The following is a 22,093-nucleotide window of genomic DNA, read 5'->3' on the forward strand; positions in this document are numbered from 1 at the left end:
TTATCAAAGATAATAGATTAATTAGTTCGAGAAATGATGACGATTTCTACTGAAACTCGGTGGGATATTATAAAAATACAAACTTGCGATTGGGGGGTATCGATAGCTTATTTTAAAAATAACCATAGGGACCCCCTTCGATTTATGTTTTAAAACTCCTCAATAATGACACTATCTAAAATAATCTTATGAAAACAAAAGCAAACTTCAAAGACTTTAATTCTAGAAAGCACACCGTGAACTGCTTTCTTATTTTTATCTTATGATTTTAAGAATCTTAAAGGTTAGACACCCTCTGGAAAAAATTTCGGAATTATTTAGAACAAATAATATTAATGCATTACTAAATTTTTCTAGAAATAATAATACTAAATTACTTATTAATCTTAAATGAGTTTTAGTTGTTTTCCTGATAAAATTCCCAGGAAAAATATTTTGCTTTGATTAATAAGGAGTTGAATATTTCTTAATTTATTGATTCATAGTGATCTTAAATAGAAAGCCCTATAAGGGCTTATTTGGAAACGAAATTTCTACTATCCTAATTTAAGGATACTATTCACTCATTTATTAAGCTTAAAGCGTTTTGATCTATAAATTAAATAAAAATCAGCATTGATTGAGAAAATTGAATTTATGGAAAAATAGTTTCCTTATTTTTATTAGCTAAGACATCACATAAAAGATCAATTCGAGTTATAGCTTTAGTATAGATTGTAATTTCCGGAGGACGTAGATCAAAAAATAGGGAAGATTTTGAACAGTTATTAAAAATTGCCGATTAATTGGGATCTATAGAAGAATCTTCTTGAGCTACGATTAATACTAGCTTTTCATCTAATGATTTTAATTGTTTAAACAAGGGCAACTTATGGCTCAAAGCTTTATTTCACTTTAATATGGATGTCTCTGGAGCCATATAGCATTTTAACAGGCACGAGCAACAGAAAAATTTCGTGGTAATTAATTGAGTCATTCTACGGTAAAACAGTGCTTTCTGAAATTGTTTATTAAACTGTTAACCTCTTTATAAATAAAGAGAAATGACTGTTGCAGTGAAAGACTAAAATCAAGAAAGTATCCTTTTATAAAAAAAATGTTATTTAATTTAGTGCCTAATTCTAAACAAGCAAAAGTATTGATAAAATTAAACTGTATCACCGTATATATGAAACGGTCACTTCCAAATAAATGGAATGCTGATTTTGTCATCTATAAGAACAAGTGGTGTTATGATAATTTAGATGCAATTACTCATTGTTTGGAAATCTAAACTAAAGGAGAAGGTTATTTTTTCAGTGGGATAAGGAGAATAGATTGTTAGCTGCCAATTACATTACTAAAATACTAAGCAATGTTTTGCTATCGTATACTCTTCTCCCCCCCCTATCTCCTCCAGATTTTTAAATTAAAAATTATTACCGTATTCAATAGTCCGACCTGATGAAAGTGGTTTCTTTTGCTTTTGTCGCTTCTGTTGTACTACTTTTAGTTGAATAAAGGCAATGATAAAAAGTATTAGGCTAATAACAGTGCCAATGATTAAAAGATACGAAAAAAGAAAGATCCCTATAATAAATAGAATGACAAAAAAAATCATGCTTATAACAGGCATGACGTCTCTCCACAATTGTCGTAGAACGTTCAGCATTTTCATCCACCTTGTTCTCTTAGATATATTACAGGCATGCATAGAATGTTTGGTAGCGCGATCAGAATTAAAGAATTTAGTAGAAAGGCTACATTGGTACAATCAGAGCACATCATAACATCGTTCTTGATGGATTTTAATACTCATTTAGATCTGGACAGGTATAAGGAAAGAATTCAAAAGAGTAAAGAGGAGAACTTATTTAAATGGTCTTTTTATTCTATTGATCATTAACAAGATAATGAGTGATATCTACCTATATTCGTTTATGTAATCAATCACTATATGCTTGCTGAATTTACACTTTATAAATGCTCTTGAGGCTATTATGCTTTTACCTATTCAGTTATGGGGAGAAGAATCAGATTCATGTTAGATGATGTTGATGGGCCACACAAATGTTCAGTTTAAGATTTGAGATCAATTTGAGATATGTATAGTGCACCGGCGTGGTAAGTGTGGTAGTCACTTAATCTGCTTTAATTATTTATCTTTTTCAAGAATGGATATTTTTTATGATTAGGTTACTATGGCCGCTTATGTTTCGAGTTTAATTGGCAGTGTTTAAGTGACTCTCGATAATAATATAACTAAAGTTTGTCTTGTATTCCTGATCGTCCTTATTCTTTAATATTTTAATATAAAGAATAAATTCCAAATTGATCTTAGTATGACTGCGTAGTTAGCTATGGCTCGCTAGGGGTGATTCATCAATTAATCTTTGTTACCCTCTTTTTAAGACTATAAAACCCATCTGGTCTTATGCGTTATTAGTCCTTTCCTTAATGAAGAGTGAAATCTTTATTGAGAGAAATTAGAAGCTTTAGTTTGAAAATAACAGATTACTGAAATACCTCCAAGCACGGGCACGAATAGAAAAGATCCTGCTAAGTATCACTCACATTTATCAAGCTTATATAGCCTTTTAAAAGCGACTACTTCAAAAAAGGCTATATAAGCAATTGATGATTACCTTTACTCGATCGAGATCCAATTACTCCACCTTTTTCTATGATAGGTATTTCTAAACAATCGTAGGATGAAGGAAATCTTAAAGAAATTATCTAGATAAATTTAAAATAACTCCTAACTTCTTGGATTTATTGAGACCGCATGATAAGGTGAACCATTAAAGTTTAAAAGTGTGAGGATGGCATTGGATTCAGATGTTACAAAGCGCACTGTTGTTGCTACTACAATTGCTTTAGTTTTAGTGATTGCTGTTTATTTATCGGTTCCGCCACTTAAGCTTGCCCCTCAGGGCATTTTTTTACCAATCACTGCTACACCTGTTTTTCACAAACCCTTGGATCAGGTAAATTTTTATAATCTAGTTACAGTTCCGCACACATATAAACAGTTAGGTTATATTAATGTTGAGTATTCTTCGAAAGAAACTAGTTTAGAAGGAGAGACGCGAATTCAGGGATATATAAAACAGATGGCGTTACAAGAAATGGCTAACGGAGTTGTTGTGATTCTGTTTGGTCATACTATTCCCGGGGCTGTAAAAGGAGGATTATCTTCCTATATTTTTCGTGGTATTGCTATTTATAGCATCTTTAACATTTAAGAGAATTTAACTAAATGATTCTTGATTTTCTTAATATTTTGTCCTTATTAGCCATTTTTACCGGAGTAATTTACTTAGTTGATATTATCTGGTGTCGTATAAAAAAAATAACCATGCAAAAAAATAGCGAATATCCAATGATCATCGGTTATGCACGTTCTCTTTTCCCTATTCTATTAACTGTATTGATTGTTCGCTCATTATTATTTCAATCCTACCTGGTTCCAACCGGATCTTTAGAACCAACAATTATGCCAGGGGACTTCATTTTAGTTAACCAATATGATTATGGATTGTATTTACCATTATGGAATAAGAAATTTGTTAATATTGGTAAGCCTCAGAGAGGACAAATCGCTTTAATTCGTTGGCCGGTTAATCCGGCTGTCATCTTTGTCAAACGTGTTATTGGACTTCCTGGAGATCGTATTAGTTATCAAAATAAAGTTCTTTATATTAACGACAAAAAAGTTCCTCAGACTTTTATCAAAGATACATTAGAAGTTGGTGAAAATGATAAAACTTGGAAAGCAAAAGAATATCGGGAAAACTTGGATGGAATTAAGTATTCAGTTCTACATCGTGCAGACTGTTCTACTCAAAATTTTAAAGATCTTATAGTACCTAAAAGTAGGTATTTTATGATGGGTGACAATCGAGATGACAGTGATGACAGCCGATCATGGGGGTTTGTTTCAGCTAATAACTTTATTGGACGTGCTTTATTTGTTTGGATGAGTTGGAATCCTCACACCCATCACGTCCGTTGGTATCGCATTGGTAATAGATTATAAAAAATTTTAAAGTCCCACCATTTTCTTAGGATCAACAGCTTTCTCAAATTCTTCAGCAGTCAAATAATTTAATCGTAATGCAGCCTCTTTAAGAGTAAGACCTTCTCTATAAGCTTTTTTAGCAATTTCGGATGCTCTATCGTAACCAATAATTTGATTTAAGGCAGTGACGAGCATTAGGGAACTTCGAAGATAAGCATCAATTTTTTCTCTATGCGGTTTGATGCCAATGGCACAATGGTCATTGAAAGAATAGCAACTATCTGCCAATAAATAAATAGATTGAATTAAATTGTATGCCATTACTGGTTTAAAAACAGTTAATTCAAAATTACCCTGAGATCCTGCAATCGTAATGGTTGTATCGTTTCCCATCACCTGTACACATACCATTGTTAGAGCCTCAGATTGGGTCGGATTTACTTTTCCTGGCATAATTGAGGAGCCAGGCTCATTTTCCGGAATAAAAATTTCTCCAATACCGCAGCGAGGTCCTGATGATAACCATCTTATATCATTGGCAATTTTCATTAAAGAGCACGCGAAAGTTTTTAAAACACCACTTACAAGTACAATTTCATCGTGTGCTGCTAGTGCAGCAAATTTATTAGGAGCAGAGTAAAAAGGCAATTTTGTCAATTTTGAGATGTGTTCTACCACTGTCTCAGCGAATCGAGGTGGCGTATTTAGCCCTGTGCCCACAGCGGTTCCTCCTAATGCTAAACGATAGAGAACAGGTAAAACGTTAATAATTGCCTCTAGATCATGATCTAATTGCGCCACATAACCTGAAAACTCCTGTCCTAAAGTGAGAGGAACAGCATCTTGTAAATGGGTTCGCCCCACCTTAATAATTTGGGAAAAAGCGCTAGATTTTTTTCTCAAAGTATTGCGTAGGGTTTTTACAGATGGTATAAATCGGTGAGCAATCATTTCTGCGCAAGAAATATGCATAGCTGTTGAGAATGCATCGTTTGATGATTGAGATTTATTCACATCATCATTAGGGTGGATAGGGCTTTTGCTTCCGATTTTTCCGCCTGCTAGTTCAATAGCTCGGTTGCTAATAACTTCGTTAATATTCATATTAGTTTGGGTGCCACTGCCGGTTTGCCATATTTTTAGTGGGAAATGAGCATTTAGTTTACCCTCGATAACTTCATCGGCTGCTTGGATAATATAAGTTGATTTTTCTGAAGAGAGATTGCCTAGATCCTTATTAGTCAGGGCGGCTGCCTTCTTTAAAATTCCAAAAGCTCGAATAAGCTCCGATGGCATAGTTTCGCGTCCGATATTAAAATTAATTAACGAACGCTGAGATTGTGCTCCATAATATTTGTCAGCAGGAACCTCAATTTCACCTATACTGTCATTTTCGATTCGTATTGCCATAATTACCTCTATTTTTAACGGATGCCCCGGACAGGATTCGAACCTGTAACCTGTCCCTTAGGAGGGGACTGCGCTATCCAACTGCGCCACCGGAGCCTTTTATTAGCAAAATTTCAGTGGATAATAATACCATAGGATCATTTTATTAGCGGAAAGCGTTTCAAAATAACAGTATAAATAAAAAATAGCTTTTATAAAGTAAGTGTAATTTCATAAAGTGCTGTGATAAGAATTGATAAACTTATAGTATAATAAAGCGTAAGTTAACGATTTTCTAGTTTTTCTAGTCAGTTAAGAGGATATTCGACCCTGTTTTTTCAGGAATATCGGCATTTAATAGATATTTAGGATAATATAATCAGCATGGGAAGTGCTGATTAATTTACGGTCGCTTTTTCCTTTACGTATAAATTTTTCTTTGTTAAACAACAATATTTAAAAGATTTATCACTAAACCAAAAAATTTTACTGGAAAGTAAAAGCTAAGGAACTCACAACATTAGTGTTTAAATAACTACTCTTAACTAAAGATATTATTCTTACTTTTTTAGGAAAAGCGTATAATACTGAGCTACAAACGGCTGTGACTTATTTTGTGATGATATTTTTTGTGAAATCAGGTACAAAAGATGTAATAGAGTAATTTTATGTTGATTGCATTGATAATAACATTTGTGCTAAAGCACTGGAAATATAACTTGGCATAGGATTAGTGTGAAAACTTAACGATAAATCCGTATGGGTAGTAAATGGTTGTGAGTAGATGAAAATAGCCCATTATAATCAGCACTTTACTTATCCCGGTGAATTTATTCATAAACAAAGGGGGGTTTTATTAAAATTTAAATGTTGATTACCAAAACAGTGCTACTAAGTACTAATTACATAACCTCTAAAAAAAGGATACCAATTACTAGAACCACCAACATTTATTGAATCTAATTTTTATTTCAACGTTACTTTTACCAATACCGAAGTTATTGAATAACACTGCTGAAACGAAAAGTAATTTTCCAAAGAATCTATTGTTTATTATTCAGAACTAACAGAAACTCAAATGGATTAAATATATGTATTAAATGTATATTAGTCCTAATTAGCAATTAAAAGAATGGATAGTGTTCATCATACAATTACATACAATCTATATAAAGAGGCTTAAGAAACTTGTTTTATTTGTCTTTCTATGACGTTAATAATTACAAAATTTTATACTCTAATTTTGGATAGGTGATGTGATTGACTAAAGCTCTCTTGAATTTTGAATGCAATATTTACATTTAACCTGAAAATGGTTGAATTTTGAGTGCCGATTGTGACTGTGTTTTGTACATCCGAGAAAAATAAGCAAAAAGAAAACAGTTCCTTTTCTTCTTCATTAATAGTTATAGATGAGTTATCATTCAACTTACAAGTTGTTATTTAATTCACAAAAATCAATGAAGGTGAAGCGGTTGTTAGACCTTATAGAAAGGTAAAATGGTGGTTAAATCTTATAGAAAAAAAGATCCTTACTATAAGCAAGAAGCGTCTTTATATGAGAATCCTGTTTCCAGCAGAGAACTTATTATCCAATATTTAAAGGAAATCAATCGGCCGGTTAGTTTAAAAAATTTAATAACAGCTTTTGAGTTGAAAAAATCAGAAGAAAAAGAAGGCTTACATCGGCGCTTATTAGCAATGATTCGAGATGGCCAGCTTATAACAAATCGATGTGGTAGTTATGTTTTAATTCAAGAAATGGAGTTAATTCGAGGACGGATTCAAGCTCATCGAAATGGTTTTGGATTTTTAATTCCTGATAACGGTTCTGGAGATATTTTTTTACCAGTCCGAGAAATGCGCATAGCATTTCCCAATGATGTGGTTTTGGTACGTCTTGCTAATCGAGGAGAACGAAGGCGTGAAGGGATTATCGTTGAAGTGTTGGAGCGCAATACTCACCAGATTGTAGGACGTTACTTTGAAAAAAATGGTATTGCTTTTGTTGATCCGGACAATAAATTAATTACTCAGGATATTTTAATTCCTGATGGACAGCAAGGAAAAGCTCAAATAGGCCAATTTGTTGTAGTTGAAATAACAGTACAACCAAGCAAAAGACAACAAGCGTTAGGACGAGTGATAGAAATTCTTGGCAATCATTTAACGCCAGGTATGGAGGTAGAACTTGCTATCCGTAACCATGAGCTCCCTAATCGATGGCCAAGGGAAATCCTTCGAGAAGCAAAAAAATTACCCTTTGAAGTATTAGAGCATGATAAAGAAGGACGAAATGATTTACGCCATTTGGCCTTAATAACTATCGATGGAGAAGATGCTAGAGATTTCGATGATGCTGTTTATTGTGAATCAACTAAGAATGGTTTTGTGCTGTACGTAGCTATTGCTGATGTTTCATATTATGTGAACTTAGGTAGTGCCTTAGATCGTGAAGCTGAAGCACGTGGTGGTTCTGTTTACTTTCCCGCAAAAGTTATCCCTATGTTACCGGAAGTGCTGTCTGATAATCTCTGTTCGCTTCGCCCTTACCAAGATCGTCTAGCCATCGTTTGCGAAATGCATATTTCCCCAGAAGGGGAAGTAAAACACTATCAATTTTATCGTGCGGTTATTTATTCTCATGCTCGATTAACCTACAACCAAGTAGCACTCATGTTACGTGATGAAAAAACTAAAGATCAAGAGATAATTCCTCACGTAAAAAATTTATATAGGTTATATCAAAAATTATTAAAACAACGTATGAAACGAGGAGCTATCGAATTCAATACTACGGAGACACGTATTAAATTTGATCAAAAAGGTAAAATTAAACGGATCGTTCCAGTAGTGCGTAACAAAGCACATCGAATTATCGAAGAATGTATGTTAGTTGCCAATGTCTCAGCTTCACATTTTTTGCAAGACGGGAATACTCCAACGTTATATCGAGTGCATGAAGGACCAGATGAACAAAAACTATACGATCTCAGGAAATTTCTACGCACGTTTGGACTCCGATTGACTGGAGGAGATCAACCAACACCTATGGATTATACAAAATTATTGCTGCAAATTAAAAAACGTCCCGATGCACAATTGTTACAAACCGTCATGTTACGATCACTACGTCAAGCAATTTATACCCCTGAAAACTCAGGTCATTTCGGTTTGTCCTATAATCGTTATTGTCATTTTACTTCTCCTATTAGACGTTATCCGGACTTAATTGTTCATCGTGGGATTTGTCATCGTTTACAAAAAAGATCAGTGAAGAAATTTCCTTATGATGAACAAAAGCTAACGATTTTAGGTGCACATTGTTCTATGTCGGAACGACGAGCTGACCGAGCTACTCGAGATGCAATAGATTGGCTGAAGTGTGAATATATGTCGAATAAAGTAGGGCAAGTATTTGATGGGCATATTATAGATATTACTGGATTTGGTGTATTTGTGGAGTTAGACAAAATTTACGTGGAAGGTTTAGTTCATGTAACTACGTTAGAGAATGATTACTATCATTATGATTCAGTTCATCATTTATTGCGAGGAAAACGCAATGGTCGGATTTACCGTTTGGGAGACCCTCTTTTGGTTATTGTGGCTAGGGTGGACCTTGATGAACGCAAAATCGACTTTGTGGTTAAAGAAGGAAATTAGTTAAATTAGTGCTAGAAATAGAAATACGTATACCTTAACTTGAGGTATAGATGGTAACACTTTATCAAGATCAGCAAATCCGTGAATTAGAACAATTAGCAGCTAAAGCAGGCATCGATGCGTATGAGCTCATGCTTCGAGCCGGGGAGGCCGCTTTTAAAAGTCTGATGAAACGTTGGCCAGCCATTAAAGAAATCACAGTTTGTTGTGGAAAGGGAAAAAACAGTGGTGATGGATTAGTCATTGCCTGTTTAGCGCATAAGCAGGGTATAAAGGTTACTGTTTACTCCCTAGCTCAAAATATCGATTATCGTGGTCCTGCGGCTCAAGCAGCTAGAGATTGCGAAAAGCAAGGCCTTTTAATTCAACCTTTTCCAGCTCCCATCTGTTTCAAGGGAGATCTGATCGTGGATGCTCTTTTAGGAAGGAGCTTTAAAAATGAAATTAAATCACCTTATGATAAAATTATAACAGCGATTAATGAGGCTAAACAGCCAGTTCTGGCTGTTGATGCCCCTTCAGGTATTAACGTCGACACCGGAGAAGTAAAAGCAACAGCTGTAAGAGCTGATTTAACAGTTACCTTTATTGGATTGAAACAAGGATTATATACCGCTCGGGCACCAGCTTATTGTGGAGAACTTGTATGGGCTTCTTTAGGACTTCCCGGTTATTTATTTTCGCAAATAAAAACGCATACCCGTTTATTGGATTGGTCTCAGATACAATATCTACTCTCTCCGAGACGTGAACGCGATTCCTATAAGGGAAATTATGGCCATGTGTTGGTAATTGGAGGTGATTATGGAATGGGAGGGGCAGTCCGTATGGCAGCTGAAACAGCTGCTCGAGTGGGGGCAGGACTCGTAACTGTAGCAACTCGGCCTGAACATGTACCAATTGTAAGTGGATCGCGTCCTGAATTAATGTGTTATCAAGTATCTGAAGCAGATGATCTAGACAACCTTCTTAGATTGGCTACAGTGGTAGTAATTGGTCCAGGATTAGGGAAATCAGATTGGGCAAAATCTTTATTAAATAGAGTATTATATACAAAAATTCCTAAGGTACTTGATGCTGATAGCTTGAATTTATTAGCCGAAAGTCCTATTCAGAGGGAAGATTGGGTATTAACTCCTCATCCTGGGGAGGCTTCACGGTTATTGCATGTATCTTGTCAAGAGATTCAGAGAGATCGATTCAAGGCGATCCGGCAACTGGCTCGGCGTTATCGAGGAGTGGTGATTTTGAAAGGGGCAGGCACTTTAATAAAAGGAGGAAAAGAGGAGATTTCGGTTTGTCCTGCTGGAAATCCTGGCATGGCTACTGGTGGTATGGGTGATATTTTGAGCGGCGTTATCGGCGGTTTATTAGCTCAAAAATTAAGTTTAGTGGCAGCTGCACAGGTTGGGGTTTTGATTCACTCACTAGCTGCAGATCGTGCTGCGGAGGAAGAGGGAGAGCGAGGATTATTGGCTACTGATTTGTTTCCTCATTTACGTGCTTTAGTAAATCCTAAGTGAATCCTAGCGGAAGTCAGTACTTTTGATTATTCCTTTTGCTTCTAAAATTATTTCGACTGAGAAAGCTATGCTCTCATTAGGCGAGGAAATAGCAAATTATTGCTCAGAGAGAGCTATTATTTATTTATTAGGTGAGCTTGGTGCTGGGAAAACAACATTAGTACGCGGATTTTTACGAGGACTTGGATATACGGGATTTGTTAAAAGCCCTACTTATACCTTAATAGAAACTTATGAATTATCAACCATAGAAGTTATCCATATAGATCTATATCGACTGACAGAATCGGAAGATTATTTGAATTTAGGTTTAAGTGATTATTTAAAAAATAATTCTATTTTATTGATAGAATGGCCTAAAAAATTTATTTTCCCACCCACTTTACGGATTAAAATTGATATCAAAGGTAAAAAGCGCATTGTTAATTTTACCAATTAATTTTTTTCTTAATTTTGATTAATTTTAAAAAGATCATCATCGATAGTTGTTATCTGTTGTAAAAACTCGCCTCTTACCAAAGAGGTATCAGCATTGTTGAGTTCATTTATTTAAAAATATTGACTACTTTTATTTACTTTGCTTGTTTTTCAAGTGGATGCAAAAATAATTGAATGAGGAGTTACATATCTATTCTTAAGGTTTGTTAAATTGTCGTTTTTCAAATTAGACTGATTTTTCATTACTATTATTTTTAACTATCTCACGCCTATATGATTAAGTTTTTTGACCAATATTCATTATTCTTTAATAAGAATAATGAATATTATAAAAAATTCTTGATGCTATTCGTAAAAAAAATGAATGATATACAAAGTTTTTGTATATCATTCAATTCCACTTGAAGAAAGAAGAAAAAGATAATTATTTGAAAAACCTTATACTCGTAAAACAAAAAGTCATTGATAATCCTTTATATTCTAAATCAGATTCTAATTTTAGAATGAATGCTCTCGTAGTCAGATAATTTAATTAATTAAAAATTTCTAAATTTGATATTAGAACAGATAAAATAATGGAAAAATCAATAATCACGAAAGGTGACCCTCGTTAAAGTTCTTAAAACGGCTTACTCATATAGGTGAATTTATTAAATTAACGACCTGATTCTAGCAAATTCTCAAAATTCTTTAGACTTCATTTGAGTACTGCGTCAGATTAATTTTGATTATGCATATTTATCAACTAGTCATCAAACTGCTAAATATAGATTTGTTTCTTTTACACTAAAAAAGAAACAAGAAAACAATGTGAGAAATAGTGACTAAATTATTTCTTGTCTTCCATATTTTACTTTAGACCTTCAATACATAGCGCTATGTTACGGATTATCACTTATTTTTAGAACTTGAGTTCGAAATTGGATTCCAATAAAGTTATCTTACATTGCTATCCTGCTTTAATTAATAAACAAGCTACTATTGAAAAATTAATTCGCGATGTACCTGCTAATCTTTGTTTATATGATTATTTTGTGCAGAAAGAAACAATTAATACCATATTTGTACTTTTACTTATCATTTATTTAGGGTATGTTCCTCATTCCTTACGCCTCTTAATTAACTCTAGAAAAAATAGAAGTTTTTAAGCAATATAAGAAAACATATATAAAGAGATTTGCAATCATCAACTTGCTTAAAATTATCTAAAAATCAATTTGAAGTTATAAATTAGATCAATTATTTTTACGCAGGCCAATAAGATGAAAAAATACGTTGTTTGTTTAATGGGTCCCACGGCCAGTGGTAAAACTCGATTGGCTATTGCATTAACGCAATTACAACCTTTTGAAATTATTAGTGTGGATTCAGCAATGGTATATCGCGGCCTTAATATTGGTGTAGCAAAACCAACTTTACAGGAATTAAAGATCGCTCCCCATCATTTAATTGATATTTGTGACTTTACAGTTCCTTATTCTGCTGGTCAATTTTATAAAGATGCTTTGAAGAAAATTGAGCTTATTCATTCAAAAAATCGCATTCCTTTGTTAGTAGGTGGAACAATGTTTTATTTTTACGTATTACAGCATGGATTTTCCAATTTGCCTGTTGCTCAACCAATGATTAGAAAAAAAATTATGAAAGAAGCAGAGCAAAAAGGTTGGCTAAGTTTATATGAGAAATTAAAAAAAATTGATCTAAAATCTGCAATACAGATTAATCAAAATGACACTCAGCGTATCCAGCGGGCATTAGAGGTGTATGAAACAACAGGGCAATCTTTATCGGATCATCAAAACTTAGAAAAATTTAGGGTTTTGCCTTATCAATTTATTAACATCATTGTGAATCCTGCTAATCGTAAAGATTTACATCAGCATATTAAAAAACGTTTTGATCGGATGTTACAAAATGGTTTTTTAGAAGAAGTTGAACAACTGTACCAAAGAAATTTAAATCCTGCTTTGCCAGCACTGCGTGCGGTAGGTTATCGCCAAGCATGGCAGCATTTGGAAGGTTACTATGACCACGAAACAATGCGTTATAAAACGATTGCCGCTACTTGTCAGTTAGCTAAACGTCAGGTGACTTGGCTTCGACGATGGTCGCAGGCAAAATGGTTTGATAGTAACGCAGAAAATCTGGCGACCAAATGTATTATAAACTATTTGAAAAATAGCGTCCTATAGAAAAATTTTTCAAGACTTATCTTATTTTAAATCAATTGCGCGATGTTTACCGAGATTTATTCAAAGCATTTTCAGGATGATTATAACTTAGGTAAATAATACCCCGGCATAATATAATGCCAGAGTATCAAAAAGACCATAAATTGAGTCTCATGTTGCATAAAAAACCTTATATTATCAAAAATTTCTGTGCATAAATACAAAATGTTATATAAATTAACAACGCTACCAAAAATCTGATTCATTTATGAAAGTTTTTTAAATTTGTCAGCATCATTATAATATCATTTCGATGTTTTTGGCGGAGTTTCCTTAAACGTAATGCTATTTTGGAACGAGATTCTATTCCTGAAGAAATGACATACTTAAATAAGATAAAATGGTTTTGAGGTAACGATGGAAGAAAAGAAAAGAATTTATAGAGTTATTTTTAGTCAAGATGAAAAAGTTTACGAAATTTATGCTAGATATATTTCCGAAGAAAGTTTAATGGGCTTTATTGAAATGGAGGAGTTAGTTTTTAATGATAATTCATCAGTGATCGTCAATCCTGGAGAGAAATTAAAAACTGAATTTCAAGAAGTAAAGCGAACTTATATTCCAATGCACATGATTTTACGGATTGACGAAATGGAAAAAAAAGACTCTGCTAAGATTAAAAGTCTCAAAATAAAGGGGAATGTGCATCATTTTCCAGGCATATTTAATAATAATCTAATGAAAGATAAGGAATAAGTAATTTAACATTTGTCATCATTAATCGTGGTAATATCAAAACTTCTTTAAGATTAGAAGTTATTTCAACATCTTAATGACTAGAATAGTTCTATTTTTACATAATTACGAGAACCTCACAAACAGTTACGTTACCTCATTTCTAAAGTTACAAAGAATTAGCGCCATTGTCTATTGAAGTGGATCAAGAAGAGCGCGTTGCCATATTCAACCAATTTCATGAAAATTTACAGACTTTGCTTAAGCATCCGCTTATCTCGACTAGATGTAAAAAAATAATATATAATTACGATACTTAGCAATTATCAATCAGAAATAATGATATACACGGTAAGCTAGCTATCACTTTTTAAGAGCTAAAGAATAGGTAGGAATTAAGATGGATCTGATCTTTAAATAGTAGATGGTGGATTAGAGGAGTTAGATGAGATTGCAGAACAAAGTTTCAGCTTCATCTTTTTTTAGTTAAAGCGTTATTAACGTTATTATCAAGAATCTTCACGACCTACTATATGACTTAGAAAGTACTTCCTAAGTCATTGACGGGAAAGAGATGACTAAAAATTCTTATTATTCTTTATCATTATTCGTTTCTGTTTTCTATAATCAGGTTTTTTAATGATACACTCATAAGATTTTTCTTCGTCTGTGTAGTTTAAGATCAATTGAGAAAAGCATTAGAAATGCGATTTAATAATTATTTAAATAACAACTTATTCAGGAAGTGATAGTGATTGTAGGTACTTTCCAAATAAATTAAAATTAGCTCTTTTACCTTAATCTTCTTCCTTAATTTGTTAATTCTTATATTTCCTATTTAGATGGAGAGAGAGATAGAGAAATATTCGAAAAATACTTTAATTTGTTATACTATCTTAAGCTCACGAATGAAAGAACTGAGCTGAATTTCATATGCAGAATTTAATCATTAAAATCACTTTATTGATTTCCTTAGGAAGTGGAGCAAGCTTTCTGGAATGGATGCTTTTCCAAAGCCTTATATCTCATTTTAAGCAGAGAAAGCGTGTTTTTCAGTGTTTCTTTTTGCAATCCTTACATCAACCTTTACAAATTTATATTTTTGTAATTACTTTAACTTTTATTATTTCTACTATCACTCAATTATTTGTCTTTGATAATGATTTTTCAGATTTTACAAATATTTCATTCTCAGTGCGCTTTATTTTTACCCTAATCATTATTTTCTGGTTTGCGATACGCTTTCTTCGACACTTAGAAGATAATTTAATCACTCGAGTACGCCAAGGCGTTTGTAAAGTGGGCGATGAAACGAGTATACACGCTTTAGCGCAATTAATACGTATCGTCATTATTGTATTTATTTTATTGATTCTCCTTCAAACTATTGGCATTAAAATGTCTGCTTTATTAGCGTTTAGTGGAGTAGGAGTAGCAGTAATTGGTTTCTCTGCTAAGGATATCTTGGGCAATTTTTTTGGGGGAGTAATGATTTATTGGGACCGACCTTTTTCAGTAGGTGATTGGATTAGTTCTCCAGATCGCCAAATTGATGGCACAGTAGAATATATTGGCTGGCGTTTAACGCGCATCCGAACGTTTGATAAACGTCCACTTTATATACCTAATGGCATTTTATCTAACATTTCTATTGAAAATCCTTCTCGAATGACAAATCGACATCTCAAAATTAAGGTAGGTGTGTGTTATTCCGATGTTATGAAAATTCCCGATTTAGTTAAAGCTATTGAAAATATGTTACGAAAGAATCCCGCTATTGATACTGCCCAAACTTTGTTTGTGAATCTCTTTGAAATTGACCATTCCTCACTGAATATGTTGGTTTGTGCTTTCACAAAAACGACGAAATGGATGAAGTATCAGGCTACTCAGCAGAACGTAATTTTAGAAATTATAAATATTATTTCTCAATTTGGGGCAAATTGTACTTTTTCTGCTCAAATGGTTGATTATCCGGAAGGGATATTTTAAAACAGTGAAAGGAGCAATTGACAATGAACGTGACGATCGAGGGAGCATTAGAAAAAGAGGATGCCACAATGATTCTACCTGAGCATATTCGTGAAGTATTCGCAAAATCCACTTGTCTTTATTTTAAAGCGGAAGTAGAGGCTGCCTTGGATATGATGGCTATAGAAATTAGCTCAGTTTTGTCTTCTTCTAATCCTATTTTTTTATGTGTAGTAGTGGGTGGGATTGTTCCTCTTGGAAATCTATTACCTCGGTTAGATTTTCCTTTAGAAGTGGATTACATCCATGCAACGCGTTATCGAGGTAATACGAAGAGTAAAAATTTGGAATGGAAAGTCAAACCAACTTGCAATATGAAAGGTCGCATCGTGGTAGTAGTTGATGACATTTTAGATGGTGGCATTACTTTATGTACCATCAGTAATCTTTGTAAAGAACGAGGAGCACAATCGGTCTATTCTGCTGTTTTGGTAGATAAATACGATGCACGCTTTCCAGGTGGTCCTGCATCTGCAGATTTTAGCGGATTGAAAGTAGGAAATCATTATGTATTCGGGTATGGTATGGATTATAAAGGATATCTTCGCAATGCTCCTGGAATTTATCAAGTGGCTCCTGAACATGAGTAAGTTTAATTGAGATCGACCTAACCAACGAACAGCCTCAGGCAAAAATGATCCTAATTGAGATCACACACAAATAATAGGGAAAATCAAGAAATTCAACTTTTGATTTTCTCGTTGTTTTTTTTGGATGAGTTATGAAGTAGAGGAAGTGGCTCCTATTTTGCCTCTCACTGAGAAAATTAAAGTCAAAAAGTGATGGATAAGAATTCTTGCATTCTCCATCACAAGAATTCTTAGGGTTTTATATAACATAAAGTCATATTGGTTTTTTAATTTGTATCCATCTATCTCGCAAAATAGTGTAGCTATTTTCCATCTTAATAGTGTTGTAGTGACCATGATAAGAAATTCCACGGCAAGCGTTATAGTTTTACCCATTAGTCGTCTAGTCAATACTTCTATTTTTTAAATATGCAAAGCTAATAATTTCTTGGAGAGTAGTAATTTTGGTGATCCGAAAAAACATCAGCCTTCTTCAACTGCTGTCTACAAAAAATGGGGTGTATTGAGAATACTTGTGTGGTCAAGTCTCTCAAATAAGTGGATGCTCAAACTATCCAATTTCTAGGAGATATTCTTTTGAAGTTAGTAGAAATTAAAAAATACATTTCTTCCCCCTAAGAGGGTGGGGGTAGGATTATGTTTGTTTATTTGAAAAATTAAAATAAATTTAATCAACTATTTGATAGACTACTCTCAGGATGATACAAAATCATCATGATACTTGATTAAAATGTTAAAATTTCAGTGAATAGAATATATTAAAATTGAAGTTTGTTCTCTTCAGTAGAGAGATAGATGACTAAGATAAAAACATTTTTGAGAGTAAATTTTCGTATGAGTATGGAGAAAAGTTTAATTTCAGTTAAAAAATTTCACTTACCTCTTCTTGAATGTAAGGTCAGAAAATAACTTATTGTAGGGCCTCTATACATAAATCAATTTGTTACCAGTTTTTAAACTGACAACTGCTGAATCCTTCTGTTCGCTTTAATATTCTTTTCATCAGATTTCTACATCCATTTGGTTAATGCATCTATAAATTTTTTGCTTGTTTGTTGGTAGAGATAGTAAATTTTGAGTGCTGTTTAAATTCACATCCGCGTCTTTGATAGCGGCCAATGGTGTAACTTACAGGATTATAGGATTTTTTTGATTGGTTCCAAGTTTGGATTTTATAGAGAATAGTGTGCACCCCACAGCTCCTTTTGTCAAAATGATCTTGATTAAGCCTCTTTGAGTGTTACTACGCCTCTTCAATACATTCGACCATTAAATCATTAATCGTTTTCACCACGACTATCTTCCCTCACTTTAACCTTTAACTCATTGATATACTTTTGCTTTGAAGGGTTGTCAAGTATATTTCTCCGACAGTTATCAACGAAAAAAAAAGTATTGAGGTGTGTATAGCGGTTTCCTTATTTAGACTTATTGAATTAACTTATGCATACGGATCTCTTCTAAGTATTAAAAGGAAATGCTAGCATTTCCTTTTAATTTAAGATTTAGAATTTTCTAGCTTAAGAAATTCTTTTGTTATTTTTAGAATGCCTTGACACGAGAACAGACTCGCTTTATTGCATTGATAGTAATGTCTCGCAACTCTTCTATTAAAGAGCATTCAATATTAAGTGGCGGTAACCAGTAAATTGTATTCCCTAAAGGACGTAGCAAAGCACCTAATTTTACAGCTTCTCTATAGATTTCATAGCCTAATCGAGGATAAACAGGATCATGCTGCAAATCAGCTGCTACTATAGCGCCAATATTTCTGATATTCACTAATTGACCTGTTTTTTCAGAAACGATGCTCATATTTTTATACAAAATTTTACTAAGTGCAGTGGCTTTTTCGCAAAGATTTTCTTTATCAATAGTCTGTAATGTAGCAAGAGCAACGCTAGCTCCTAATGCATTTCCTGAATAAGTATGAGAATGAAGAAAAGCTTTGTTTGTTTCATAAACATCATAAAAATAATTATATATTTCCTCATGGGTCAGAACCGTACTGAAAGGTAGCCAGCCTGAAGTAAGGCCCTTTGAAAGACAAACAAAATCAGGAATAATCTGGGCGTGTTCACACGCCAGCATTTTTCCGGTTCGTCCTATGCCTGTCATTATCTCATCCGCGATTAAATGGATATTGTGCATTTTAGTCCATTTTGATAGTCGGGATAAAAAATCTTGACTATAAATTTTCATTCCAGCTGCCCCTTGGACGATGGGCTCTAAAATAACAGCTGTAGCGATTTCAGCATAGGGTTCAAGTGAACATTCAATTACTTTCCACTGGTGAGCACAATTATGCCATAGGTCAACACTACTATTGGAAACATAAGGAATTTCACTAATAAAAAAAGGTTCAAATAATATTGCCGTATATGGAGATCGATAGAGTCCAAGATCACTCACACTGAGAGCACCTGCGGTTTCTCCATGATAACTATTTTTTAAAGCAATAAATTTTGTTCGTTTTTTATCACCAGTAATGATCCTTGAATGCAGGCTCATTTTCATTGCAACTTCAACAGCACAAGAGCCATCTCCTGCATAAAATACTTTATTTAAAGGGGGCATCAACGTAGATAATTGACGAGAAAGTTCAACAATTACTTCATGAGTCGTATTGGCTAAAATAGCATGTTCAAATTTTTCTAATTGTTGTTTTAAAGCTATTTTTAGTGATGGATGATTATGTCCTAATGATTTACACCACCAACTAGAAATAGCGTCAATTAATTTTTTACCGTTTTGGAGTTCAATATGACTTCCTAAAGCGCTCTTAATCACCAGTGGTTTGAATTTTTCATAGTCTTTCATTTGTGAACAAGGATGCCAGATATGTTTAAGATCTAATAACTCAATAGATTCCATTTCTTTAACTCATCATTTTATTTGGTTGACTGATCAAAAGGACTATTATAGACTTTTAACTCCGGCTATGAAAAGGGGGTTTTTGTTATGGAAGGTAAGACTTGGAGTCAAACGTCTGTTTCTCGTTTATTTGATTTACCATTTTTCGAACTGATTTTCAAAGCGTACGGCACACATCGAGTAAATTTTGATATTACAGCAATGGAATTTTGTACATTATCAAGTATAAAGACTGGAACTTGCCCAGAAGACTGTGCCTATTGTACTCAAAGTGGACATTATAAAACCGGCCTTAAGCGAGAGAAATTGATTGATGTTGACTCAATTATCGAGCAAGCCAAAATTGCTAAAAAAAATGGTGCTAAACGATTTTGCATGGGTGCAGCTTGGCGGAGTCCACCTAAAAAAGAATTTCCAAAAGTTCTTGAAATGATTAAGGCAGTTAAAGAGCTTGGCTTGGAAGCTTGTGTAACTTTGGGGATGCTTGATAAAGAGCAAGCTCATGACTTAAAGCAAGCGGGATTAGACTTTTATAATCATAACTTAGATACTTCTCCTGATTTTTACCAAAAAATTGTTACTACTCGGACCTACCAAGATCGGATCGATACACTAAAAAATGTAAGGGATTCTGGTATTAATGTTTGTTGCGGTGGTATTTTTGGAATGGGTGAATCTCGAGAAGATCGGATTGAATTGTTATTACAACTTAATCAAATGCCAGTACGTGTTAGCTTTTTAACATGTCCTTCTCCACGTACTTGCTTATAGATTTTTGGCCGAAATTAAAGATTCTATATCCTTTAAAGTCATGATATTTATTTAAGTATCCTTGAGAACTAAGGGACAGCGAGATAGCAGATGTTTCGATAGGAATAGACTCTTCAATACTGATACACAGTAAATAAACTTATTTTTTAGAACCCAAACGGTTCCCTGACGATTAACACGGGTTGTTTATTATGACATGGAAATCTAAAGATATGTGTAGTTATTGTAGAGCAGCAGTTTAAGATGAATACGCTTTTCATTATTATATAGATGTTAGTTATCTGGCGTATAGGCCCTAATCGTATCTAAATAAATTTCGTCAAAGATAATAAAGATAGCGTTTGATTTTAAGTTTGCCTCCAATAATATCTAAACTTATTTTATGGATGATTTTTTGATTAAAGAAAGAAAATCTCCTATTTTTTCCTTGTTTTTTATGAAAATAATACGACGGATGATTTACGGAGTTTTTGATAAGCACGACTTTGAGAAAGTTATAATGATTTATAAATCTTGGTTATATTGTTACTTTCAATGAAGAGTTGATAAATGGTAGAAATAAGGTGATAGATGATAAACTCAAAAGTGTTTAAAAGGCTATTTTATTATATGAGAGATTTCAATAGAACATTCGATTGGCTTATCTATGCTAATATAAAAATCAAAATGTAGCGTTAAATCATTTTTGACAGAGAGTGAACGGTGTGGTATTTAGTACTTAAATTGCCCCGTTGACTATATAAAATTTGCGAGAGTGGCGAAATTGGTAGACGCGCCGGATTTAGGTTCCGTGGGGTTTGAACCCCTGTGAGAGTTCGAATCTCTCCTCTCGCATCACTTAATTAAAATTATCTTGATGGATAGAAAGTGATTTTTAAAAGTTTGAAGCTTTATCTCTTCTGTCTCTTCATAGTGGAATCTTCATATTAGAATTTCAAGATAGACTTAAAAAGAAATGGGGTAGGGTGTAGTTATTAATAGCGCAGAGTATGGAGTAAAAATAGATTCTAATAGCCATATTCTCAGAGTAGGAAATTGGAAGAGCCTTTAAAAATCGGCTTAAAAAGGTTATCTGGATAAAAAAGCTTAATTTTCAGCTCAGGACATCCCATGCTGAAACAGCTGAATAATACTTCGAGCAAGGCTCTTTTTCAAGAGGTAATTGGTGAGTTTTTAAAGCTACTCTTACAAGACGGGAGTTGAAGAGAACCATTATAATATTGTTGGAATTTTTAAATAGTAGAGCTCAGACAAATATTTCGAGGATAGTTCATGCTTGAAGATAAAATTTTACGTGTAAGCGTCAATAAAATGTAGTTCACGTGTTTAAATTCCTGCATATTCAATATTATACATCGATGGAAGAAAGAAGCGAATTGAATAGTAAAATTGGCAATCATATCGTCATTGATTTTGAAAGAGTTCTTGATAGAAAAGTTTTTGGCAGCAGAAGTGCTGAAGAAAGAGTTGAAGAAATGAAGTCGAGCAAATGCACAAACCTTCGACGTCGCTTTTTTGACAGGATACTCTACCAGTGAAGCGTTTTCTGGCGAGGGAATTATTATAATAATATAATAAAAGGCGCGTAGAGTTTTTAGACTTGGAATTTCCTTTTTTACTAAATAATGATGAGTTGTCGCGAAGCTCTATATCGAATAAAAAGACATAGAAACCTTACAAACCAAGACAAAGGGAGATATAGAAAAAAGTTTATTGCTATGTAGCAAATAATCTGAAAGTAATTCATTTAGGTAAATTAATTAGGTAGAATCTTATCAAAGTACCTGAGCCTTTGGAAAGTATGGAAATTAAATATACCCAAGATATGACTCATCAATAAGTCGCAAGCCAAACGGGTAAGATTAACGAAGATAATAAGTTAAAACTGCCATGAGGGACTCTAAC

The 22,093-nt window shown here is 33.6% G+C and carries 14 protein-coding genes, 2 tRNA genes and 1 pseudogene; 12 read left to right on the forward strand and 5 right to left on the reverse strand.

The window, feature by feature from the left end:
* Positions 1-1,408: 1,408 nt before the first annotated feature.
* A complete protein-coding gene (locus ONG85_RS02900) occupies positions 1,409-1,651 on the reverse strand; it encodes a hypothetical protein (protein ID WP_264435441.1) in 243 nt (80 codons plus the stop codon).
* A 1,150-nt stretch (positions 1,652-2,801) separates the two neighbouring features.
* Between ONG85_RS02900 and ONG85_RS02905 the strand changes: the two genes are divergently transcribed.
* Positions 2,802-3,224, forward strand: a complete 423-nt coding sequence (locus ONG85_RS02905; protein WP_264435442.1) for a hypothetical protein — start codon at positions 2,802-2,804, stop codon at positions 3,222-3,224.
* Positions 3,225-3,238: 14 nt separating this feature from the next.
* Entirely contained in the window at positions 3,239-4,018 is a 780-nt protein-coding gene (gene lepB / locus ONG85_RS02910; protein WP_264435443.1) for a signal peptidase I, read from the forward strand.
* Between the two features lie 6 nt (positions 4,019-4,024).
* On the opposite strand, the gene fumC is transcribed toward lepB, so the two are convergent.
* Together fumC and ONG85_RS02920 are read right to left on the reverse strand one after the other, a co-directional pair.
* Complete coding sequence (fumC, locus tag ONG85_RS02915; RefSeq protein WP_264435891.1) at positions 4,025-5,404, reverse strand: class II fumarate hydratase; 1,380 nt, start codon at positions 5,402-5,404, stop codon at positions 4,025-4,027.
* A 28-nt stretch (positions 5,405-5,432) separates the two neighbouring features.
* A tRNA-Arg gene (locus tag ONG85_RS02920) sits at positions 5,433-5,506 on the reverse strand.
* A gap of 1,383 nt (positions 5,507-6,889) precedes the next feature.
* Here ONG85_RS02920 and rnr point away from each other — a divergent pair.
* The 8 genes from rnr (at position 6,890) to ONG85_RS02960 (ending at position 16,543) form a co-directional block, all read left to right on the forward strand.
* Positions 6,890-9,055, forward strand: a complete 2,166-nt coding sequence (gene rnr / locus ONG85_RS02925) for a ribonuclease R (RefSeq protein ID WP_264435444.1) — start codon at positions 6,890-6,892, stop codon at positions 9,053-9,055.
* A 50-nt stretch (positions 9,056-9,105) separates the two neighbouring features.
* Positions 9,106-10,578 carry an NAD(P)H-hydrate dehydratase gene (locus tag ONG85_RS02930; RefSeq protein ID WP_264435445.1) on the forward strand — a complete coding sequence of 491 codons (1,473 nt, stop codon included), beginning with the start codon at positions 9,106-9,108 and terminating at the stop codon, positions 10,576-10,578.
* 22 nt (positions 10,579-10,600) lie between these two features.
* Positions 10,601-11,017, forward strand: a complete 417-nt coding sequence (tsaE, locus tag ONG85_RS02935; protein ID WP_264435446.1) for a tRNA (adenosine(37)-N6)-threonylcarbamoyltransferase complex ATPase subunit type 1 TsaE — start codon at positions 10,601-10,603, stop codon at positions 11,015-11,017.
* 919 nt (positions 11,018-11,936) lie between these two features.
* Positions 11,937-12,164 (forward strand): hypothetical protein, encoded by a 228-nt coding sequence (locus tag ONG85_RS02940; RefSeq protein WP_264435447.1) that lies wholly within the window; start codon positions 11,937-11,939, stop codon positions 12,162-12,164.
* 138 nt (positions 12,165-12,302) lie between these two features.
* The gene (miaA, locus tag ONG85_RS02945) at positions 12,303-13,208 is read left to right on the forward strand and encodes a tRNA (adenosine(37)-N6)-dimethylallyltransferase MiaA (RefSeq protein ID WP_406566726.1); all 906 of its coding nucleotides are present in this window, start codon (positions 12,303-12,305) and stop codon (positions 13,206-13,208) included.
* A 396-nt stretch (positions 13,209-13,604) separates the two neighbouring features.
* Positions 13,605-13,943: a DUF1820 family protein gene (locus ONG85_RS02950; RefSeq protein ID WP_264435449.1), complete on the forward strand. Its 339-nt coding sequence runs from the start codon at positions 13,605-13,607 to the stop codon at positions 13,941-13,943.
* A 912-nt stretch (positions 13,944-14,855) separates the two neighbouring features.
* The gene (locus ONG85_RS02955; RefSeq protein ID WP_264435450.1) at positions 14,856-15,914 is read left to right on the forward strand and encodes a mechanosensitive ion channel family protein; all 1,059 of its coding nucleotides are present in this window, start codon (positions 14,856-14,858) and stop codon (positions 15,912-15,914) included.
* 68 nt (positions 15,915-15,982) lie between these two features.
* Positions 15,983-16,543: a hypoxanthine-guanine phosphoribosyltransferase gene (locus ONG85_RS02960; protein ID WP_264435892.1), complete on the forward strand. Its 561-nt coding sequence runs from the start codon at positions 15,983-15,985 to the stop codon at positions 16,541-16,543.
* A gap of 1,033 nt (positions 16,544-17,576) precedes the next feature.
* On the opposite strand, the gene ONG85_RS02965 is transcribed toward ONG85_RS02960, so the two are convergent.
* Together ONG85_RS02965 and bioA are read right to left on the reverse strand one after the other, a co-directional pair.
* Complete coding sequence (locus ONG85_RS02965) at positions 17,577-17,735, reverse strand: hypothetical protein (protein WP_264435451.1); 159 nt, start codon at positions 17,733-17,735, stop codon at positions 17,577-17,579.
* 350 nt (positions 17,736-18,085) lie between these two features.
* A complete protein-coding gene (gene bioA, locus ONG85_RS02970; RefSeq protein WP_264435452.1) occupies positions 18,086-19,417 on the reverse strand; it encodes an adenosylmethionine--8-amino-7-oxononanoate transaminase in 1,332 nt (443 codons plus the stop codon).
* An 87-nt stretch (positions 19,418-19,504) separates the two neighbouring features.
* Between bioA and bioB the strand changes: the two are divergent.
* A pseudogene (gene bioB, locus ONG85_RS02975) lies at positions 19,505-20,140 on the forward strand (biotin synthase BioB); the annotation flags it as partial.
* A 796-nt stretch (positions 20,141-20,936) separates the two neighbouring features.
* A tRNA-Leu gene (locus tag ONG85_RS02980) sits at positions 20,937-21,022 on the forward strand.
* Positions 21,023-22,093 lie beyond the last annotated feature (1,071 nt).

Origin of the sequence: Coxiella endosymbiont of Dermacentor marginatus (assembly GCF_907164955.1) — a bacterium.
In the GTDB taxonomy this organism is placed as follows: Bacteria; Pseudomonadota; Gammaproteobacteria; order Coxiellales; family Coxiellaceae; genus Coxiella.